Source organism: Novosphingobium capsulatum NBRC 12533, assembly GCF_001598375.1.
Taxonomy (GTDB): Bacteria; Pseudomonadota; Alphaproteobacteria; order Sphingomonadales; family Sphingomonadaceae; genus Novosphingobium; species Novosphingobium capsulatum.
The window spans coordinates 156,393-176,659 of record NZ_BCYV01000005.1 but is presented as its reverse complement, the minus strand read 5'-3'; the positions used below and the strand labels follow the sequence as shown (position 1 = coordinate 176,659).

The 20,267-nt window shown below is 66.1% G+C and carries 20 protein-coding genes and 1 tRNA gene; 3 read left to right on the top strand and 18 right to left on the bottom strand.

All coding sequences use genetic code 11. The annotated features are described in order from the left end of the window. Nucleotides 1–41: 41 nt before the first annotated feature. Entirely contained in the window at nt 42–809 is a 768-nt protein-coding gene (locus SCA01S_RS02550) for a class I SAM-dependent methyltransferase (protein ID WP_062782539.1), read from the top strand. Here the strand turns inward: SCA01S_RS02550 and SCA01S_RS02545 are convergent, their stop codons facing one another. From SCA01S_RS02545 to efp, 14 genes are all read right to left on the bottom strand, one after another. Beyond that, nucleotides 810–1,394, bottom strand: a complete 585-nt coding sequence (locus SCA01S_RS02545) for a DUF805 domain-containing protein (protein WP_062782536.1) — start codon at nt 1,392–1,394, stop codon at nt 810–812. A gap of 41 nt (nt 1,395–1,435) precedes the next feature. After that, nucleotides 1,436–2,755 (bottom strand): M28 family peptidase, encoded by a 1,320-nt coding sequence (locus SCA01S_RS02540; RefSeq protein WP_062782533.1) that lies wholly within the window; start codon nt 2,753–2,755, stop codon nt 1,436–1,438. A gap of 115 nt (nt 2,756–2,870) precedes the next feature. Continuing rightward, nucleotides 2,871–4,418, bottom strand: coding sequence for a proline--tRNA ligase (proS, locus tag SCA01S_RS02535; RefSeq protein ID WP_022674920.1), 1,548 nt, complete (start codon nt 4,416–4,418; stop codon nt 2,871–2,873). A 72-nt stretch (nt 4,419–4,490) separates the two neighbouring features. Continuing rightward, on the bottom strand, nt 4,491–5,054 hold the full coding sequence (phaR, locus tag SCA01S_RS02530; RefSeq protein ID WP_022674919.1) for a polyhydroxyalkanoate synthesis repressor PhaR: 564 nt from the start codon (nt 5,052–5,054) through the stop codon (nt 4,491–4,493). 72 nt (nt 5,055–5,126) lie between these two features. Further along, nucleotides 5,127–6,203: an alanine racemase gene (locus SCA01S_RS02525; RefSeq protein ID WP_062782530.1), complete on the bottom strand. Its 1,077-nt coding sequence runs from the start codon at nt 6,201–6,203 to the stop codon at nt 5,127–5,129. A gap of 32 nt (nt 6,204–6,235) precedes the next feature. Further along, nucleotides 6,236–7,843 carry an MFS transporter gene (locus tag SCA01S_RS02520; RefSeq protein ID WP_022674917.1) on the bottom strand — a complete coding sequence of 536 codons (1,608 nt, stop codon included), beginning with the start codon at nt 7,841–7,843 and terminating at the stop codon, nt 6,236–6,238. A gap of 41 nt (nt 7,844–7,884) precedes the next feature. Next, on the bottom strand, nt 7,885–8,316 hold the full coding sequence (locus SCA01S_RS02515) for a hypothetical protein (protein WP_062782527.1): 432 nt from the start codon (nt 8,314–8,316) through the stop codon (nt 7,885–7,887). A 1-nt stretch (nt 8,317) separates the two neighbouring features. Further along, on the bottom strand, nt 8,318–8,929 hold the full coding sequence (locus SCA01S_RS02510; protein ID WP_022674915.1) for a CvpA family protein: 612 nt from the start codon (nt 8,927–8,929) through the stop codon (nt 8,318–8,320). A 10-nt stretch (nt 8,930–8,939) separates the two neighbouring features. Beyond that, entirely contained in the window at nt 8,940–10,307 is a 1,368-nt protein-coding gene (gene radA / locus SCA01S_RS02505) for a DNA repair protein RadA (protein WP_062782525.1), read from the bottom strand. A 59-nt stretch (nt 10,308–10,366) separates the two neighbouring features. Then, nucleotides 10,367–10,879, bottom strand: a complete 513-nt coding sequence (locus tag SCA01S_RS02500; protein ID WP_062782523.1) for a hypothetical protein — start codon at nt 10,877–10,879, stop codon at nt 10,367–10,369. A 117-nt stretch (nt 10,880–10,996) separates the two neighbouring features. Then, entirely contained in the window at nt 10,997–12,751 is a 1,755-nt protein-coding gene (locus SCA01S_RS02495) for a chloride channel protein (protein WP_062782997.1), read from the bottom strand. 79 nt (nt 12,752–12,830) lie between these two features. Continuing rightward, nucleotides 12,831–12,914: transfer RNA gene (locus SCA01S_RS02490), tRNA-Leu, on the bottom strand. Nucleotides 12,915–12,968: 54 nt separating this feature from the next. Further along, nucleotides 12,969–13,787: an inositol monophosphatase family protein gene (locus tag SCA01S_RS02485; protein WP_043607560.1), complete on the bottom strand. Its 819-nt coding sequence runs from the start codon at nt 13,785–13,787 to the stop codon at nt 12,969–12,971. 4 nt (nt 13,788–13,791) lie between these two features. Next, nucleotides 13,792–14,355 carry an elongation factor P gene (gene efp / locus SCA01S_RS02480; protein ID WP_054131025.1) on the bottom strand — a complete coding sequence of 188 codons (564 nt, stop codon included), beginning with the start codon at nt 14,353–14,355 and terminating at the stop codon, nt 13,792–13,794. A 93-nt stretch (nt 14,356–14,448) separates the two neighbouring features. Between efp and SCA01S_RS02475 the strand changes: the two genes are divergently transcribed. Then, nucleotides 14,449–14,883 (top strand): hypothetical protein, encoded by a 435-nt coding sequence (locus tag SCA01S_RS02475; protein ID WP_022674909.1) that lies wholly within the window; start codon nt 14,449–14,451, stop codon nt 14,881–14,883. Nucleotides 14,884–14,926: 43 nt separating this feature from the next. Here SCA01S_RS02475 and SCA01S_RS02470 read toward each other — a convergent pair whose 3' ends face one another. The 3 genes from SCA01S_RS02470 to thiE form a co-directional block, all read right to left on the bottom strand. Further along, nucleotides 14,927–16,873 carry an OPT family oligopeptide transporter gene (locus SCA01S_RS02470; RefSeq protein WP_245652412.1) on the bottom strand — a complete coding sequence of 649 codons (1,947 nt, stop codon included), beginning with the start codon at nt 16,871–16,873 and terminating at the stop codon, nt 14,927–14,929. Between the two features lie 88 nt (nt 16,874–16,961). Beyond that, complete coding sequence (locus tag SCA01S_RS02465) at nt 16,962–18,071, bottom strand: L,D-transpeptidase family protein (protein WP_062782518.1); 1,110 nt, start codon at nt 18,069–18,071, stop codon at nt 16,962–16,964. Between the two features lie 99 nt (nt 18,072–18,170). Then, nucleotides 18,171–18,869 (bottom strand): thiamine phosphate synthase, encoded by a 699-nt coding sequence (thiE, locus tag SCA01S_RS02460; RefSeq protein ID WP_062782515.1) that lies wholly within the window; start codon nt 18,867–18,869, stop codon nt 18,171–18,173. A gap of 86 nt (nt 18,870–18,955) precedes the next feature. Between thiE and SCA01S_RS02455 the strand changes: the two genes are divergently transcribed. Beyond that, a complete protein-coding gene (locus SCA01S_RS02455) occupies nt 18,956–19,324 on the top strand; it encodes a hypothetical protein (RefSeq protein ID WP_062782512.1) in 369 nt (122 codons plus the stop codon). On the opposite strand, the gene SCA01S_RS02450 is transcribed toward SCA01S_RS02455, so the two are convergent. Beyond that, nucleotides 19,314–20,216 (bottom strand): fructose bisphosphate aldolase, encoded by a 903-nt coding sequence (locus SCA01S_RS02450; protein WP_062782509.1) that lies wholly within the window; start codon nt 20,214–20,216, stop codon nt 19,314–19,316. The genes SCA01S_RS02455 and SCA01S_RS02450 overlap by 11 nt on opposite strands. Between the last annotated feature and the right edge of the window lie 51 nt (nt 20,217–20,267).

Below are 20,267 nucleotides of genomic sequence, written 5' to 3'. Positions count from 1 at the left end.
GGGTAAATCGCGCGCCACACCCCGCCGGGAAAGGATAGACCATGATTCAGCCCAACCACGACAGCCACGCTGACGCCCAATTCGGCAGCCGCGCCGCCGCCTATGTTTCCAGCACCGTTCACGCCCAGGGTGCCGATCTCGCCCGCATCGCCCAGGCGCTGGCCGAACGCCGCCCCGCCCGGTTGATCGACATCGGCACCGGCGGCGGCCACGTGGCTTATGCCGCTGCGCCGCATTGTGCCGAGGTGATCGCCACCGATCTTTCCCCGCGCATGCTGGACGCTGTCGAGGCCGAAAGCGCGCGCCGTGGCATGGCCAACATCGTCACCTGCGTGAGCGCCGCCGAAACCCTGCCCTTTGCCGATGGCCATGCCGATGCAATCAGCAGCCGCTTTTCCGCGCACCACTGGAACAGCCTGGCCCGCGGGCTGGCACAGGCGCGGCGGGTGTGCCGGCCCGGCGGGCTGGCGCTGTTTGCCGATGTGGTGGCGCCGGTCCAGGCGCTGTGCGACACGCACTTGCAGGTGATGGAACTGCTGCGCGATGCGTCACACGTGCGCGATTACAGCGCCGCCGAATGGGTGGCGGCGCTGGGCCAGGCCGGCTTTGCCGTGACCGCGATCCAGCCGGGGCGCTTGCGCATGGACTTTGCCGAATGGACGGCGCGGATGGGCACGCCCGCCGCCCATGCAGCGATGATCCGCCAGGTTCAGCAACAGGCCCCGCGCGAGGTGCAGGATCACTTTGCGATCGAGGCGGATGGCAGCTTTACCATCGACACCCTGCTGATCGAGGCGGTCGCAGCCTGATCAGGCGTCCAAATCCACTGGCTCCGGCCCGTAGCGGTTGGTGCCGGGGGTGGACGGCCGCGCCGCCACTGCCACCAGCAAGGCAAGGGCCAGCCAGCCGATCGCGGCAATGCTCCAGTTGGTGGCATGGAGCGCCGCGCCGGGGTGGCCAGGGCCCTGTTGCTGCATGACCGCCATGGTGTGCGCCACTTCGCGCGGGGCGGCTGCCAGCGAAATAAGATAGGGCACGCCCGGCAACAGCGCGAACCAACCGGACAGCCCGCTATCGTGCAGGCGGCGCACCAGGCTGGACAGCAGCATGGCTGCAGTGACCAGGCTGATCACAATGCCCAGCAGCATGATCTGCGGCAGGGCGGCGGTGATATTGGCCTGCACGGCCGTGGCCGTGGCGGCAGGATCGGTGCTGTTGCGCGCGGCAGTGAAGGCCGTGTTCATCGTGCTGGCCATCAAGGGCACCGTTGCCACGGTGCTGACCGCCCAGCGCAACAGCAGCAGGAACACCGCATAGAGCCAGAACTGCTTGCGGCCATCGCGGCCGGTAAGCGTGACGAGATTGCGCAAGCCGTGCTTGATGGCGTGAAGCATGAAAATCCCCCTTTGGCGTGGTCTCCACGCAACCGCTTAATTTAGTGCTGGGCCTGCTGTGGACCGAACCCGCCGCCCGGCACGGCCGAGGCCACCGGGCTCATGCTGCCATCGGCCGCAATTGCGCTGACGCCAAAGAACCAGTCATCGCCGCGCACGCCGGGCAGCGTGACATGGGTATCGCTGGTGGTCAGCACCGGCTTGGCCGGCCAGCCCGGTGCGTCGGTGGCGCGCTGCCACACGGCATAGCGCACCGCGCCGGGCACCGGCTGCCAGGCAATATCGGTAAAGGTCTGGACCGCCGCCTTGACGGTGGCGACCGGCGGCATCGGTGCGCGGGCCAGCGCAGCAAGGCCGGCAACGTTGAGGCGGGTTACCTTGGCAAGATAGGCAAAATCCATGGCATCGACCGTGTCGCCATAGGGGCGCCCCTGCTCGGTGCGCAGATCCTGGTGTTGGCGATCATAGTTTTCGACCGCGACCGAAAAGCGCACGGCGGGATAGCCCAGCGCCTCGAACGGCAGGTGATCGCCGCCCCGGCCCATGCGATCAGCGCGCCAGACCTGGCGCACGGCAAGGCCGGTCTTGGCCGGATTGGTCAGGCCCGCCAGCCAGCGCGAAAGATTGCGCGAGGGGCTGTCGTTCTCGCCCCCGATCGCGCGCTGCGCACGGCCGAGCGCGGCATCGCCATCGCCACGCGGCCCTTCGGAAAAGACGCGCACATGGGTATCGTCCACCAGGCCGTCAGACCCGCGCGAATTGCCGACGATATCGTTGTTGAACATGGCCTTCACCGTCCAACCCTGGGCCTTTGCATAATCGGCCAACAGCTTGCCGCCATAGAGCCCCTGCTCTTCGCCGCTGAGCACGGCATAGACGATGGTTGTAGGAAACTTGCGGGTGGAGAGCACGCGCGCGGCTTCCAGCACCAAAGCCGTGCCCGAACCATCATCGTTGGCGCCGGGGGCATCGGCGGTGACGTTCATCACGTCGCTGACGCGGCTGTCGATATGGCCGGCGACGATGACGACCTCGTTGGGCCGCTCCGTGCCGCGCTGGATGGCCACGACATCAACGATCTTGGTGGGCGTGGGGACGCGCTCGCCGGTCACCGTGGTTTCGGGGGTGACGATGGTGAGGCACTGACCGCAGGCCGCACTGCTCGCCGCGAACTGCGCCTTGGCCCAGGCCCGCGCCGCGCCGATACCTCGCTTGGGATCGGTGGGAGAGGACATGGTGTGCCGCGTGCCGAAGCCGACCAGGGTTTCGACATCGGCCTTGAGGCGCTGTGGCGAAACCTCTTGCGCATGAAGCGGCACGGCCAGGGCGAGGAGCGGAAGAGCAACGAGAGCGCGGGTCATGTTGCGCAAGGTAAACGAAATTTTGCGGGGCGTAAGGGGGAACATGGGACATTCCCTCCCCTAACCCCCTCCCGCTTGCGGGAGGGGTCGGGGGAGGGAATGTTTTACAAAGCGCTCAATAAGCCCGGGCGATATAGATCGTTTCCACCGCCGGCTCTCCCGTGAACGGGCAGGTGCCGGTGGGCGCGGGACCGCCAAGCGGGCTGTTGCGGATGGTAAGCTTCAACGCCTTGAGCTGCTCCACCACCTTGTCGAGCGCGGCGCCGGTGGGGCGCGACCAGCCCAGTTCCACCCAGCCGGGGAACTTGCGGTCTTCGGCAAAATAGGCGGCCAGGCCATCGAGATCGGTCACGCCGCGCTCGATCTGCGCATCGCGACGCGCCTCTGCCTGGGCGAACAGCGCAGCCTGGATCGATTCCAGTTCAGCGGCGGCGCTGGCAACGAAATCGTCCTTGGCTTGGCCAACGAAATTGACCTTGCCATCCTCGCGCCACAGGCGATCGCGGCGCACCGCCGAAACCTGGCCATTTTCCGCATCGCGCCCGCCGATTTCGAGGATCAGCGGCACCCCCTTCTTGACCCAGGCCCAGCGCTTGGCGGTGGCCTTGCCGGGGCGCTTGTCGAGCAGGACGCGCACCTTTTCATCGAACACGCTGCGCGCCGCGAGCGCCTTGCGCAGGTCTTCGCAATAGGCGAGCAGCGCGTCATCGCCGTCGTTATCGCGCAGCATCGGCAGGATCACGATCTGGTGCGGCGCCACCTGTGGCGGCGTCTGCAAGCCATCATCATCGCCATGCGTCATGATCACGCCGCCGATCAGGCGGGTGGACACGCCCCACGAGGTGGTGTGGCACAGCGCCTGCTGGCCTTCCTTGTCCTGATAGCGGATGCCCGCTGCCTGCGAGAAGGTGGTGCCGAGATAGTGCGAGGTGCCGGCCTGCAGTGCCTTGCCATCCTGCATCATCGCCTCGATCGAATAGGTCGCGACGGCACCGGGGAAGCGTTCGTTTTCAGGCTTGGGCCCGGCGATGACCGGCAGCGCCAGAACGTCTTGCGCAAAGCCGCGGTACATTTCGAGCGCGCGCAGGGTTTCCTCCATGGCGTCGGCCTCGTCCGCATGGGCGGTATGGCCTTCCTGCCAGAGAAATTCGCTGGTGCGCAGGAACATGCGGGTGCGCATTTCCCAGCGCACGACATTGGCCCACTGGTTGGTCAGCAGCGGCAGATCGCGCCACGATTGCACCCAGCGTGCCATGGCCGCGCCAATCACCGTTTCCGAGGTGGGGCGCACGACCAGCGGCTCTTCCAGCTTGGCTTCCGGATCGGGCATCAGCCCGCCCTTGGGATCGGCGATCAGGCGGTGATGCGTGACAACCGCCATTTCCTTGGCAAAGCCTTCCACGTGGTCGGCTTCCTTGGCGAAGTACGACAGCGGGATGAACAGCGGGAAATAGCAGTTTTCGACGCCCGCTTCCTTGATGCGTGCGTCCATCAGCTTCTGGATGCGTTCCCAGATGCCATAGCCCCATGGCTTGATCACCATGCAGCCGCGCACGCCGGATTCCTCGGCAAGCTCGGCCTCGGCGATGACCGCCTGGTACCACTGGGCAAAGTCTTCTTCGCGCTTGATCGGCAGCGCGTGCTTGATCTTGGGCTGGTTCATGCCCTGCCGGTTAGCCGGTGCGGCGGATCGGGGCAACGCCCCAATGCACGCGCACCGGCAAAAATCGGCGGCTTACTTTCCCAGTTGATCGAGCTTCTTCTGCATTTCGGCCATCTGCTTGCGCAGTTCCGAAAGTTCGCCCTCGCCACCGGCAGGAGCGCTGGCGGGCTTGTCATCCTCGCGCGGGGTGGCGCCGGGGACAAACGCAGCAGCGGCAGCCTTGAACATTTCCATGTTGCGCTGGGCAATCTGCGCCAGCGGGTTGGAACCGATCGAATCCTCGATCGCCTTGCGCAGCTTGTTCTGGTTCTCGCGGAAGTGTTCCATCGAGGCTTCCAGATAGCCCGGCAGCAGCGCCTGCATCGAATTGCCATACATCGCGATCAGCTGGCGCAGGAAGTTGGTCGGCAGCATCTGCTCGCCGGTGGCTTCCTCTTCCATGATGATCTGGGTGAGGATCGAATGGGTCAGGTCGGCGCCACTCTTGGCGTCGATCACTTTGAACTCGACATTTTCCTTCACCATCTGGGCGAGGTGATCGAGCGTGATGTAGCTGGACGTCCGCGTGTTGTAGAGACGGCGGTTGGCGTACTTCTTGATGATGACGGTATCGCCGTCCTTAGCCTGATTTGCCATTTTTATCGGACCCCCGCTGGGAATGTCGTACACGATTAGCAGATGCAGTATGTGCGGCGCAATATGAGTTAATCAAGGTGCAAGACATGCTTTGTCGCGCAAAAATCGGCGGCCCAGCAGGGTAAGCAGCTCATATTGGGACAACCCGCTGATTTTGGCGGCTTCTGGCAGATTATAAGCCACGTCGAGCCAGTCCCCTTCAACCAGCGCGGGCGCATCTGTTGCGTCCACTATGGTCATATCCATCGAAATCCGGCCAATCACTGGCAAGGTCTTGCCCTGCCACAAAAATTCGCCCCTGCCAGACCATGTGCGCAGATAGCCGTCGGCATATCCCAGCGCGACCACCGCGGCTGCAACAGGGCGATCGGCGGTAAACGTGGCATTATAGCCGACATGATCGCCCGGATGGAGCTGGCGCCGCTGGATCACGGCCGCCTGCGGCCGCGCCACTGGGGCGATCATGCCCGCCAGTTCGCTGCGCACAATGCCGCCATAAAGCGCGATGCCCGGCCGCGTCACATCGGCATGCCACGGGGCACCCAGCGCGATGCCGGCGCTGTTGGCAAGGCTGTAGCGCCGGGCCTTGATTTGGGCGCGTACCGCCTGAAAGCGGGCGAGTTGCTGCGCATTCTGCGCCACATCCTCGTCCGCGCTGGCAAGATGCGAAATGCAGCAGTCGATATCCAGCGCCGCCAAGCCGGGATCGCCCAGATCGGCCATCGGCAGGCCCAGGCGGTTGATCCCGGTATCGACCATCAGGTCGCAACGCCCGCCGCCCGCGGCCAGCCAGCGCTGCACTTGCGCCAGGGAGTTGAGCACCGGGGTAACCCCAGTGGCGCGGGCATAGGCCACGTCTGCCGCGTTCATCGGGCCATGCAGCACGTGGATCGACGCGGCGGGAACATGGGGCAGCAGATCGGGCACTTCGCACCAGTGCGCCACGAACCAGTCGCGGCACCCGGCCTGCGCCAGGACCGGCACCACCCGCGCCGCACCCAAGCCATAGGCATCGGCCTTGACCGCAGCGCCAGCGCTGGCCGCGCCGCTCAGGCGATCGAGCGCGCGCCAATTGCCGGCGAGGGCGGTGGCATCAAAGGCAAGCCGCAGCGCGGCAGGGGGCAACGGAACGGAAGAAAAAACAGACAACGTTCGATCAAATCCTGATGGATGAAAGCGTTTCAGACTGGCTCGTCCTGCGGCAGGCCGCCCTTGAGACCCCACAGCGACACCACCAGGGCCACCAGGACGACAACCCAGGTATACCACAGCCCGGCATAGGGATCGCCGGTCTTGGCGATGATGAGTGTGGAAAGAAACGGCAGGAAGCCGCCGAAATAGCCAGTGCCGATGTGATAGGGGATCGACAGCGAGGAATAGCGGATGCGCGGTGGGAACATTTCGCACAGAGTCGCGGCAACCGGTCCATAGGTGGCGCCCGACAGCGCCATGAGGCCGAACAGCACCAGCACGACCAGGATCGCCCGGCCTGGCGTTGGAGTAATACGCGCCAGATCATAGCCGGCCTTGCCCAGCAGGCCTTCCAGCGCCTTGCCGCGCGCCTTCTTGTCGGCCCAGGGATAGGCTTCCAACGGCAGGCGCGCAGCGCCGGCGTGCAGCGAGAGCGTGGCAGCATGTTCGAGGCGATAGGGCACGCCGGTGGCGGTGAGATCCGACAGCAGCTTGCCGCACTGGCTAGCCTGATCGATGGCAAAGGCTTCATAACGGCAATCGGGGCCGGCCACGACCACGGGCAGCTCACGCGCCTGGCGCGCGAGATGCGGATTGGCGAGGGCGCCGATACCCCAATAGAGCGGGAACAGCAGCACCAGCGTGGCGACATAGCCCCACACGATCGGCGCCTTGCGCCCCACGCGATCGGAAACGTGGCCAAAGAACAGGAACGAGCCGACGCCGAACAACGCGGCGATGCCGACGATGATCTCGGCCGCCGTGTCGTTCATCCGCATAGCGGTTTTCAGGAACGTCAGGCTGCTGAACATGGCGGTGTACCAGATCACCGTCAGCCCGGCGGCAATGCCGAACAGCGCGACGAGCAGCCGCTTGCGGTTGCCCGGTGCCGTCATGCATTCGATAAAGGGATTGCCGGCCAGCTCGTTTTCCGCCTTCATCGCCTGGAATACCGGGCTTTCCGAAAGCTTGAGCCGCATCCACAGCGAGATTGCCAGCAGCGCCAGGCTGAGGATGAACGGCACGCGCCAGCCCCACGCGGCCCACAGTTCCGGCCCGAACGCCGCCTTGCAGCTGAGCACCACGACCAGGCTGAGGATGAAGCCGCCGACCACGCCGGCCTGGATGAAGCTGGTGAAGAAACCGCGCCGTTCGGGCGCGCAGTGTTCGGCGACATAGACCGCCGCGCCGCCATATTCCCCGCCCAGGGCAAGGCCCTGCGCCACGCGCAGCAGGATGACCAGGGCCGGCGCGGTATAGCCGATGCTGGCAGCCGAAGGCACCAGGCCGACGCCGGCCGTGGCCACGCCCATCAGCGCCACAGTCGCCAGGAACGTGTATTTGCGCCCCAGCCGGTCACCCAGGAACCCGAACAGCACAGCGCCCAGGGGGCGAAAGCCAAAGCCCACGGCAAAGACCAGCCAGAACAGCAGCAGTTCGAGCGTGGCATTGCCTGTGGGAAAGAACGCCTTGGACAGGATCGTGCCCAGCGTGCCGTAGATGAAGAAATCGTACCATTCGAACACCGTGCCGGCGGAACTGGCGGCAATCACCAGCCGAATGTCTGCCGCGGTCGGTTCCGCGTGGGTGGTGTTCATGGTGTGCAATTTCCCCCGGGGCACTGTTATCCGGGAATGCCTTAGCCTGCCTTTGCCGGCTCCGCCAGCGCTGCCAGCGCCGCGTCCCACGCCAGCACGATCGCGCCGTGGCGGCCGGGATAGTCGCGCGCGGTGCGCAGCAGGCCGATGCCCGGCCAATCCGGCTCTGCCCCCTCGCCCGCCAGCCATGCGCCCAGTTCGGCGCGCGCCTGCGTCAGGCTTTCCGCAGTGTGCCCAATGGCGGCGGCGGCAAAGACCTGGGCGGCGGCCTGCCCCACGGCGCAGGCATGGGGACGCAGGCCGATGCGGCTGATCTGGCCGGCGTCGTTACGGGCCAGGCCGATCTGCAGCGTGCTGCCGCAGGCGCGCGAACGCGCCTCGCCCACCAAAGGCAGGCTGTCGTCCCACGGCCATTGCGCCAGAGACATGGCCGCAGCCAGCACCTCGGGCGTGTAGAGAACGGTGGCGCTCATCTCAATTGTCGGCGCTGACCGCGTGCTTGCGGTGATGCGCGGTTTTCTTGTGCGCGGCGGTGCTGGGCTTGGGCGTAGCATCGCCATCAGGCGCGTTGGGATCGTCGGCCGCCTGGGCCGCAGCATCGCGCCGCTCGGCAATCATCGCGACCAGTTCCTCGCTCGCGGCATTGAGGAAGGGATAGGTGCGCGCCGCCGTGATCCATTCCGGCCGGCCCTTGACGCCCCAGACCACGTCATAGGCAAAGACCAGCAGCGAAAAGCCCAGGACCATGAGAATGGCGCCTTTAACCGCGCCAAACCCGAAGCCGAGCAGCCGATCGATCGGCCCCAGCATCGAATCGCGGCTGGCCGCACCCATCTTGCGCGCGATCAGGCGCATCAGCCCCCAGGGCACGACCATGAGCAGCGCATAGGCAAGAACGCCCGCGCCGGTTTCGGTCTTGAGGTGGGGTTTGAGTGCCTCGGTCAGCGGTTCGAGGCCATAATGCACTGCCACCAGGACGATGCACCATGCCGCAAGCGACAGCACCTCCTCCACGAAACCGCGAAAGAAACCGCCGATCGCGCCGACCGCGACGACCAGGAAGACAACATAATCGAAGCCGGTCATATCCCGGCGATTAAGCGCCGGTCATCACCCGGTCAACGAGATTTGGGAGCAGGCGGATCGGAGAATAGCGCAAACCCTCAACCTTTTCCGCCGCGCCATCGGGGCCGTGCAGTTGAGTAAAGCCCAGCTTGGCCGCCTCGCGCAGGCGCACGCCGGAATGCGCCACGGGGCGCACTTCACCGGCGAGCGAGACTTCGCCAAACCAGGCGGTGCCGGCAGACAGGGGCCGATCGGCGAGCGCCGAGACCAGCGCGGCGGCCACGGCAAGATCGGCGGCAGGATCGGTCAGGCGATAGCCGCCTGCCACGTTGAGATAGACTTCGGCCGAGGAAAAGCTGAGGCCACAGCGCGATTCGAGCACGGCGAGCAGCATCGCCAGCCGGCCTGAATCCCAGCCCACCACGGCGCGTCGCGGGGTGGCGCCGCTGGCAAGGCGCACGGTGAGCGCCTGGATTTCGACCAAGACCGGCCGCGTGCCCTCCAGCGCCGGAAACACGGCGCTGCCCGGCACCGGCTCTTCCCGGCCCGACAGGAACAAGAGCGAGGGGTTGCCCACTTCCTCAAGCCCTGCTCCGGCCATGGCGAAAACGCCGATTTCGTCCACTGCGCCAAAGCGGTTCTTGATCGCGCGCAGAATGCGATACTGGTGGCTGCGCTCCCCTTCGAAGCTCATCACCACGTCGACCATGTGTTCGAGCACGCGCGGCCCGGCGATCGAACCATCCTTGGTGACGTGCCCCACCAGAACCAGCGCCACGCCGTTTTCCTTGGCATAGCGGATCAGCTCGAACGCGCAGCCGCGCACCTGGCTGACTGTGCCGGGCGCGCCCTCGATCTGGTCGGAATGCATGGTCTGGATCGAATCGATCACCAGCAGCGCCGGCGCGTCCATGGTGCCCAGCGTGGTGAGAATGTCGCGCACCGAGGTGGTGGAGGCGAGGCGGATCGGCGCCTTGCCCAGCCCCAGTCGATCGGCGCGCAGGCGGATCTGGTCCGACGCCTCTTCCCCGCTGATATAGACGACCATGCCGCCGCTGTTGGCGATGCTGGCCGCCGTCTGCAGCAGCAGGGTGGACTTGCCGATCCCGGGATCGCCACCCATCAGGATGGCCGAGCCCGGCACCAGCCCGCCGCCCAGGGCGCGATCGAATTCAGCCAGGCCCGTCTTGCGCCGCTGCGGCAGGGCAACCGGGCTATCTAGCGAGACGAACTGCACCGCGCGGCCGCCGCTCGACAGGTCATGCTTGGCGGAAAACACCGTCTGCGGCGCTTCTTCCACCAGGGTGTTCCATTCGGCGCAATCGGGGCACTGCCCCTGCCAGCGCGGAGAGACACTGCCACAGGCCTGGCAGATATAACGACGTTTGGGCTTGGCCATGGGCCCGCGCTAACGCGAACAGAGCGAGAACGCAAGCGCCGGTTGCCGCCATTGCGGCATCAATGGGCGGCGCGCATCGCCCGGGCGGAGAGCAGCACGCCCAGCCCGCGACCGACCAAAAGCCCGGACAGCGCGCCCCGCACGACCGTTTCTGCCAGGCGCAGCGCGGGCTGATGCGCCGTGACGGGATCGACCGCATCGAACACCGCCATGCCATAGCGCAGGGCAAAGATGACGAGGATCAGCGCAAAGATCAGCCAGCTCCCGCGCAGATGCAGCCGAACCGGCGGCCCCGGCTCGGCCCGCAACAGCAGGTGATGCCCCAGCGGCCGGCCGACCAGCCCGCCCAGCAGCAACGCGGCCACCCACACGGCCGCTTCCAGCGCCGTGGCATGCGCCGCAACCAATCCGACCACGCCGAGGACAACGATTATGCCCGGCAACACCAATGGCCCGGCCAGGCCGGTCGTGCGCGGACGGGTAGCCTGCCATGCCCGCAACAGCACGAGGCCAAGGACGAACCAGACATAGACCGGGGTATGCGAAGCGATCGCCACTGCGCTTTGCAACATACTCGTGCATCTCCATTTTTCGGACGCGACAGGATGAGCCGCGGGCTATATCCCTGCCCGCGCGCAAGGCGATCGGAAATCTGCCAACGACATAGGCGAAGGGAAAAGCGGCCGCGCCTATTCGCTGAACGTCGAACGCTGTGCGGCTTCCACTTCTTCGAGATAGCGGCGGCGGGCGTGGCGTTCGGTGATCACCCCCTGCACGACGCCCACGCCATCGACCACAGCGATTTCATCGGCGGCATATTCGTCGAACAGGGCCAGGACCGCCTTGATGTCTGATGCCGGGCCAAGCGTGACGCCGGTCAAGCCGGCCAGGGCGTGCAGGCGCATGTCGGGCGCGAGATCGGGGCGATAGGCCGCTGCCGTGGCCATGATCCCGCGATAGTGCCCCTCATCGTCGACCAGAACCGCCTTGCTGGCCGAGCCGAGCGGCATGCGCGTGCGGAATTCCTCGATCGTCAGGTCTTCGGGCATCGACACCCAGTCGCGGCGCATGATCCGGCCGGCCGACAGGTTGAGCATCCAGCCGATATCGCGCGGGCCGCGAATGTTGCTGCCGCGCACATGCAGGCGCCAGGTGGAGAACGAATAGCCGAACACTTCGCGGGTCAGCGTGCCCGAGACCAGCGAGGCGGTAAGGACCACGCCCATCAATGCGAAATCGTGTGTGATTTCCAGCATGAGCATGGCGAGTGTCATCGGCCCACCGACAATCGACACGCTCAGCGCCGCCATGCCGACCAGCGCCGCGTCGGTGGGATCGAGCGAGAGGCCGGGAAACAGCTGCCCGGCGATGATCGAAAAGGCCTGGCCCACCACCGAACCGAGAAACAGCGAGGCGAAGAACAGTCCGCCGCGAAAGCCGCTGGACAGCGCAACCACGCAGGCGGCGATCTTGGCCAAGAGCACCAGGCCGAGGAAATCCAGCCCCGGCCGCAGTGCCAGGTTGAGATGCAGCGCGCCGTGTCCGGCCGACAGCGACTGCGGCGTCAGCAAGGCCAGCGGCACCAGCAGGAAGCCACCCAGGATCGGCCGCCAGCGCGCCAGCCACTTGAACCGCGCCAGCGTCAGTTCGGCCGCCGTGACCAGGCGCATGACGATGATGCCGACCACCGCTGCCGCCAGCCCCAGCACACCATAGGCCAGGTAATGCTCGAACGTGAGGCTGCGGCCCACGGCCGTGGTGGCGATCAGCCAGGGTTCGCTGCCCATCAGGCGCGACATGCCAGCCGCCGCCAGCGCCGCCGCCATGACCGGCGCCACCGCGCCGGGCACGAACGAGCCAATCACGATCTCGAACGCATAGAATGCCCCGGCCAGCGGCGCATTGAACGCCGCGCCCACCGCCGCCCCGGCCCCGGCGCCCACCAGCGTGCGCAGATCGTTGCGGCGCAGCTTCATCGCCTGGCCCAGCACCGATGCCATGCCACCGCCCATCTGGGCATAAGCCGCCTCAAGCCCGACCGAAGCGCCGACGCCGTTGGAAATCACCGTCTGCCCGGCAATGATCAGGTTGTCGGCCGGCGGAATGCGCCCGCCATGCAGGGCATTGGCCTCAACCACGTCGATCAGCGGGCGATTGCGGCGACGCAGCCAGCGCGCCCATAGCGCGAGGACGAGGCCGCCGAGCGGCAGCGCGAGCAGGCGCCAGGGATGGCGAATTTCCGCCAGCGCGCTCAGCCGGTTGCCTTCCAGGCCATAGAACACCTGCTGCATGGCATGGGCGATGAAACTGAGCAGGTTTGTCGAAAGGCCGGCCAATGCCCCGGCGACGGCCGCCAAGACGATGAAGGCGGCTTCCCGCTCGCGCAGCAGACGGCGCAGGCGCACGACCAGCTTGATCAGCGTGTTGGACAATGTTTGGGAAATGCTGCGCCGGGGCGAGGAAGAGCCGGAATGGGGCATCGGTCAACCCGCGATCGAGAGCCGGAACAGCATGGCCGGAAAATGGTGCCCCTGGCCCGACTCGAACGGGCACGTCTTTCGACAACCGATTTTGAGTCGGTCGCGTCTACCATTCCACCACAGGGGCACTGCGGCTTGCCGGGGCGCTTTAACCGCCCCGGCAAAAAGGTTCAACCAACTTTCAAGCCTTGATGGCAGTTGCCACCAGCTTGTGCAGCTTGGAATGCATCGCATCGTTGGCGGCCAGCACGGTTGCGTCGCAGATCGGCTGCGAACGGCCGCGATAGTCCGACACGAAGCCGCCCGCTTCACGCACCAGAAGGCATCCGGCGGCCGTATCCCACGGCTTGAGATTGCTTTCCCAGAACCCGTCATAGCGGCCGGCGGCAACCCAGGCGAGATCGAGCGAGGCGGCGCCAAAGCGGCGGATACCCGCCACGCGCATGCCGATTTCGTGATAGATGCGGGTCCATTCGCCCATGTCGCCATAACCCAGGAAGGGAATGCCGGTGGCAACGACCGCATCTTCGAGATTGCGGCGGGCCGAAACGCGCAGGCGGCGATCCTGCAACCAGGCGCCACGGGTCTTTTCGGCCCAGAAGCTTTCGTCGGTCATCGGCTGATAGACCAGGCCGGCGATAACGTCGCCCCAACCCGAACCATCCAGCGCCGGTTCCTGCACCGCGATCGAGATCGCGAAATGCGGGATGCCGTGAAGGAAATTGGTGGTGCCATCGAGCGGATCGATGATCCAGCGCGGCTTAGAGGCATCGCCTTCAACCACGCCGCCTTCTTCCATCAGGAAGCCCCAATCGGGGCGCGCGGCGCGCAGTTCCTCGTAGATCGTCTGCTCGGCAGCGCGATCAGCCTTGGACACGAAATCGGCCGGGCCCTTGCGGCTCACCTGAAGGTGCTCGACTTCGCCGAAGTCGCGGCGCAGGCGCGTGCCAGCCTTGCGGGCGGCACGCTCCATCACCCGGACGAGACCGGAAATCGCCATGAGATCAGCCCGCCTTGCCGACGTAGGAACGCTCGTACACGTCCACCACGATGCGCGTGCCGCTTTCGATGTGCGGCGGCACCAGGATGCGCACGCCATTGTCGAGCACGGCCGGCTTGTACGACGAAGAGGCGGTCTGGCCCTTCACCACGGCGTCGGCTTCGACGATGGTGGCTTCGACGGTTTCGGGCAGTTCGACCGAGATCGGGCGCTCGTCATACATTTCGAGCAGCACGGTCATGCCATCCTGCAGGAACGCAGCGGCATCGCCGAGAAGATCGCTGGGCAGCGTGATCTGGTCGTAGGTTTCCACGTCCATGAACACCAGGTCTTCGCCCTCGGCATAGAGGAACTGGAAGTCCTTGGTATCGAGGCGCACGCGCTCGACCGTGTCGGCGCTGCGAAAGCGCACGTTGGTCTTGCGGCCATCGATCAGGTTCTTCATTTCGACCTGCATGAACGCGCCGCCCTTGCCGGGCTGGGTGTGCTGGGTCTTGGCAACCTTCCAGATGCCTTTTTCGTATTCCAGGATGTTGCCCGGACGGATGTCCACGCCGCTGATCTTCATGATGGAAAGAGCCCTGACCAAAGTAGGAAAGGCCGCGCCTTAGCCGAGGTGGCCGATTGCTTCAAGCCGCTGATGCATGCTAGCCGGTGCGGCATGACCATGCGCGCACGCAATGCCTCGCTGGCGGCCCTTGCCCTGATGCTGGCCGCATCCTCCGCCTCGCTGCCAGCCCATGCCGTGCCGGGCGGCGATCTGGGCACGTTGCACAATGGCCGCTGGACCTGCGAACAGGGCGGCGATGCCGCGATTCTGCCGCGCCATGTGCCCGACCAGGAATTTCGCATCACGCCCGATTCCAGCTACCGCACGCCCGATGGCAAGGGGGGCGGCACCTATATCCTGCTGGGCCGGGCGATGAGCTTTACCTCGGGCCCTTATTACGGCCGGACGTTTCAGGCGCAGGGCCCGAACACGGTGCTGCAGCTGGATGCCAACGGCAAGCGCACCGGTGTGCGCTGCACCCGCACCGGCGCGCCCAGCGGCGGCTTTGCCGATGCGCCCGAAGCCGGCGTGAACGGAGCCAACTGATCGCTGTTGCCGCCGGCCCACACACGGGGCCGGCGAGCCTAAGTCACATGCGGGCGCCGCGCGCCATGCGGGCATAGGCAAAGGCGATCAGCGCGCCAAACAGCGCCAGGCCCAGCGGCATGGCCCAGGCATTGTGCGCCACCACTGTCATGATATCGGCCTTGCCACTGCCCGCCACGATCGCGGCAAAGGCAATGTTGAACAGCCCGTCGCCCACGATCAGGCCGGTGGCAGTGAGCACGCCCATGCGCTCTGCGAGGGCAGGATCGCGCTGGCCCATGGCCCAGCGGTTGTAGAAATGGCCAAGCACCGCGCCCACCACCACCGGCAGCGTGGTCGGCATCGGCAGATACATGCCCATGCCCACGGCGAGCGGCGGCAGCGAACCCTTGCGCGTGGCGCGCAGGCCTTCGTCGATGGCGATGGCCGCCGCGCCGATGCCCGCGCCCAGCGCGATTAGCTTCCAATCAAGCCCCTGGCCCAGCACACCCTGGATGATCGCGGAAATCAGCGCGGCCTGCGGGGCGGCCAGTGCCTCTGGCCCGGCGCCCGGCGCGCCGGCAAAGCCGAACGTGCCGTTGAGCAGGGTAAGGATTGGCGGGATCACCACCGCGCCGAACACCACGCCCAGTACCAGAGCTACCTGCTGCCGCCACGGCGTGGCGCCAACCAGTTCGCCGGTCTTGAGATCCTGCAGGTTGTCGTTGGAAATGGTGGCGACACCAAACACCAGTGCCGTGACGAACAGGGCAAAGGCCACCAGCGCCTTGCCGGCGGCCGGATCGGCCACATGGCCGAACAGCGCCAGCATGACCAACGCAATCCCCAGCGCGGCCAGGATACCCACGCCGGAAATCGGGCTGTTCGACGCGCCGATCAGCCCGGCCATGTAGCCACAGACCGAGGCGATGACGACACCGGCGACCAGCACATAGGCCACGGCCGCCACCAGCGTAGGCACGAGGTGATCAGCCACCGGGCCGCCGCTGGCAAAGCCCGCCAGCAGCGCGGCGATCGGCAGCATCAAGACCACGATGGTGCCACCAACCAGGCCGATCGGCAGATCGCGTTCGGCCAGGGCCACCCCGGCATAGCCATCGGCAGCGCGGGCGCGGCTGGCGGCTAGCGCGCCGGCAATGCCGCGCACGATCGGGCCGATCACGCGCAGCAGGGTCCAGATCGCGGCAACGCCGATCGTGCCAGCACCGATAAAGCGGATCTTGGCGCGGAACACGCCGGAAACGAAATCGGCCAATTCGGTGCCGGCGGGCGCGCCAACGGCGGTGTAGATCGGCAGCAAAACGCCAAAGCCGATGATTACGCCGGTCAGGATCGCCAGCCCCACGGCCAGGCCCACCAGGTGACCCACGCCGATCAGCGCCAGCGACAGGCCACCGCCGGCCGTGGTGGCACCACCGGCGAAGCGGAACACGCCGCTCGCCTCTTCCGCCACCAGGCCCAGCTTGGCCAGCAGGGGATAAGCGACCGAAAGCCCGGTGCCAGTGGCAACGGCGGCAAGACCGCGCCGGTTTTCCTCGACGCCGCCCTCACCCGCGCCCACCTTGAGCACTTCGGCCGCAGCAACGCCTTCGGGATAGGGCAGATCAGAACCGGTCACCAAGGCGCGGCGCAGCGGCACGGAATACATCACGCCCAGGATGCCGCCGATGGCGATGACCGCCACCGATTGCCAATAGGGAAAGCCGCTCCACCAGCCGACCATGACCAGGCCCGGCAGCACGAAGACGATGGCCGAGAGCGTGCCTGCCGAACTGGCGATCGTCTGGACGATATTGTTTTCCTGGATGGTCGATCCGGGCAAAAGGCGCAGGATCGCCATGGAAATCACCGCCGCCGGGATGGAGGTGGCGAACGTCAACCCGATGCGCAGCCCAAGATAGACGTTGGCTGCGGTAAAGACCACCGTCAGCACCGCGCCCAGCGCGACACCGCGCCACGTCAATTCGCGGGGATTGCTGCCACTTGCCACCATTGCATCCTTCTTGCCGCCATATTCTCTTTGATGCCTGCCGTGTGGCACGGGCAGACGGCAAAGGAAAGATGGCGCCAAACGAAGATCAGGCGACGAATTCGACCTGGGTTTGCTGGTCGACCATCTCGGACAGGCGCGCTGCATCCCAGTTGGTCAGCCGCACGCAGCCGTGGCTCTCGCTCTTGCCGATCGCGGCCGGCTCGGGCGTGCCATGGATGCCGTAATGCGGTTTGGACAGATCGATCCACACCACGCCGACCGGGCTGTTGGGGCCAGGCGGCAGCATCGCCTCGGGCTTGGCATCCGAAACGTCCCAGAACAGCGCGGGGTTGTAATGGTACTTGGGATTGCGATCGATGCCGTTGATCTTCCACTTGCCCAGCGGCAGCGGATCGTGCTGCGAGCCGGTGGTGACAGTGAACAGCGCGACCAGTTCGTCCTGGCTGTCATAGACCGACAGCGTGCCGGCCTTGCGGCTGACGACGATGCGCGCGGCGTGGGGCTGCTGCGTGCCCACGCCCAGATCGGCCAGGGTCTGCCGCCAGGCGGCATTGCTGACCTGCGCCGGATCGATGGCATCGGCGCCCACGTTGGGCACGCGCAGCTTTGACCCGGCGGCGAACGGCGGCGCGCCGGGATTGAGCGCGTGAAGCACTTCGGGCGTGGTGTGGAACCGCTCGCCCAGCTTTTCGTCAAGGCTGGCATAGCCGAGCGTCGGCAGCTTGGCCTGGGCCGAAGGATCCTTGGGCAAAGGCGCAAACGGGCCGGCGGCAAAGCTGGCCGGGATGGTCACCACGCGGGTGGCGGGAATGTTGCTCTGCCGCGAAAAATAGGCGCGGGTGGCATCGTCCAGCGTCCCTGTGGCGTTCAACTGGTTCGCCTGCTGATAAGCACGCAAGGCGTTGCGGGTGGCGCCGTTCAGCGTGCCATCAATCACGCCCGGTGAAAAACCGGCACGATCGAGCAGCACCTGCATCTGCATTTCGGGGCGCGCGACATCGTCGGGATGGGCTGCCGGTTCACCCGGGCCGGCATCCTGCGAGGCCATGCTATCGGCGCCGGGCAGATTGGCGGTGGCGCTGGCCGAACCGCTGGCGGCATCGTCGGGCGTGGATTGGTTGCAGGCCGTGGTAGAAAGGGCAAGGGCAACAAGGGAAAGTGCGGCGAAGGGGGCAAGCCGGCTTTTGCGGGTCATCAGGTCTCCGTGAACGGGGCAGCCGCCACGTGCGTGTGTTGGCGCAGCGCTGCCACGCCAAAACCGCAATCTTTCCTTATGGTTCCCGCGTTCGCGCAATCAATCCGGTTCGACGTCGGCGTCGTCGGCGCGAAGATCGCCCAATCCTTCGGTTTGGCGCGGCGGCGCTTCGCGAATGGTGCGCAGGAAGGCTGCAATCGCGCCCGCTTCGTCAAGGCCCTGGGCATTGGCCCAGACCGCCCCGCTCACCGCGAGGAAATCAGCGCCCGCTGTGACCAGCGGCGCGCAGTTTTCCGGGGTGATGCCGCCAATCGCCACGCAGGGCAGTTCGAACACGGCAGACCACCACGCCAGCAGTTCAGGCGCGGCGCGGTGCTTGGTTTCCTTGGTACCGCTGGGATAGAACGCGCCAAACGCCACGTAATCGGCACCACCCTCGCCCGCTTCCATCGCCAGGTGGCGGCTGGCATGGCAGGTCACGCCGATCTGCACATCGCGGCCCAGGCGTTGGCGCGCATCGGCTACGCTGCCATCGTCCTGCCCCAGGTGCACGCCATCGGCGCCCAGGCGCTTGGCCAGGCTGACCGAATCGTTGACGATGAACGCCACGTCGCGATCGGCGCAGATGCGCTGGAGCGGGTCGGCCAGCTTGGCCGCGGCATGCTCGTCCACATCCTTGACGCGAAACTGGAACGCCGCAACCGGCCCGGCATCGAGCGCACGGGCAAGGCGATCGGCAAAATCGCCACCCACATCGAGGGGCGAGATCAGGTAAAGATGGCTGGCAAGTTTGGTCATGGACGCCGCCCCTACCGGTTTCGCCATCGCGCGTCCATCTTTGCGCGAAATCGCCCGGGAACCAGCGCGGCGGGCGGTGCATTGGCATGGGCATTAGGACCCTGCCCCCGCTGCTGCCGCTGCTTTCGCTCATTGCCATTGGCGCCTGCGCCACCCTGCCCCAATCGCCGCGCGGCGATGGCATGGCGCGGCTGGGCGAAGCGACGCGGGTGGGCAGCCAGACGGTGCGCCCGCTATCGGTGGTGGAAGACAGCCGCTGCCCCGAGAACGCCCGGTGCATCACCGCCGGTCGCCTCATCGTGGCCACGCGGATCGGCCGCGAAACGCGCAACCTCGAACTGGGCAAGCCCGATGCCTCGGGCGTGACGCTCGATAGCGCCGAACCCGCCAAGCGCACCGACAGGCGAATCCTGCCAGGCGCATGGCGGTTTCATTTCAGCGTGATTACGCCGTAACCAGCTTCTGGGTAGAGCCGGCAAAGATTTCATCGATGGCGCCGCCCAGCGCGGCATCAAATTCCGCGTCGCTCATCTGATAGCGCAGGTCTTCCAGCAGGGCGCGGCTGAAGCTGGCGATGATGCCACGGTTCTTCGACAGTTCCACGCAAGCTTCGGGCCGGGCATAGCCGCCCGACAGCGCAACCACGCGCAGCACCGCCGGGTGGTCGACCAGCGCATCAAAAGTGCCGGGCACCTTGGGCAGCGACAGCTTGAGCATGACCTTGGTGCCCTGGGGCAAGGCATCAAGTGCCTTGAGGATTTCGTCGCGCAGCAGCGTGTCGCAGGCTTCGCGCGTCTCGCTCTTGATGTTCACTTCCGGCTCGATGATCGGCATCAGGCCACCCGCCAGGATCTGCAGGCCTACCTCGAACTGCTGCTTAACCACGGCGGCGATGCCTTCGGCATTGGCCGAATTGATCACCGAACGCTCCTTGGTGCCGAACACGCCCAGCGCCTTGGACCGCGCCACAAGCACGTCGAGTTCAGGCATCGGCTTCATCAGTTGCACGCCGTTGGCTTCGGCTTCCAGGCCCTTGTCCACCTTGATGAAAGGCACGATACCCTTTTCGATCAGGGCGGTGGGCACGGGCTTGCCATCCACGGTGCCATCCATGGTGCGTTCGAACAGGATGGCGCCAATCACCTTTTCGCCGTTGAACACGCCCGAACGAATGATCCGGCTGCGCATCTCGTGGATCAGGCCGAACATTTCCTCGTCGTTGGAATATGCGCTTTCCTCAACGCCATAGCCCTTGAGCGCCTTGGGCGTGGACCCGCCGCTCTGGTCCAGCGCGGCGATGAAGCCATGTCCGGCGGCCATCTTTTCGGTCATTTCAGCGTGGTTCATGATCGGTCCTGTGGATCTGGGGCAGCAGCGCGCGGGCGCCGCAAATCAGGT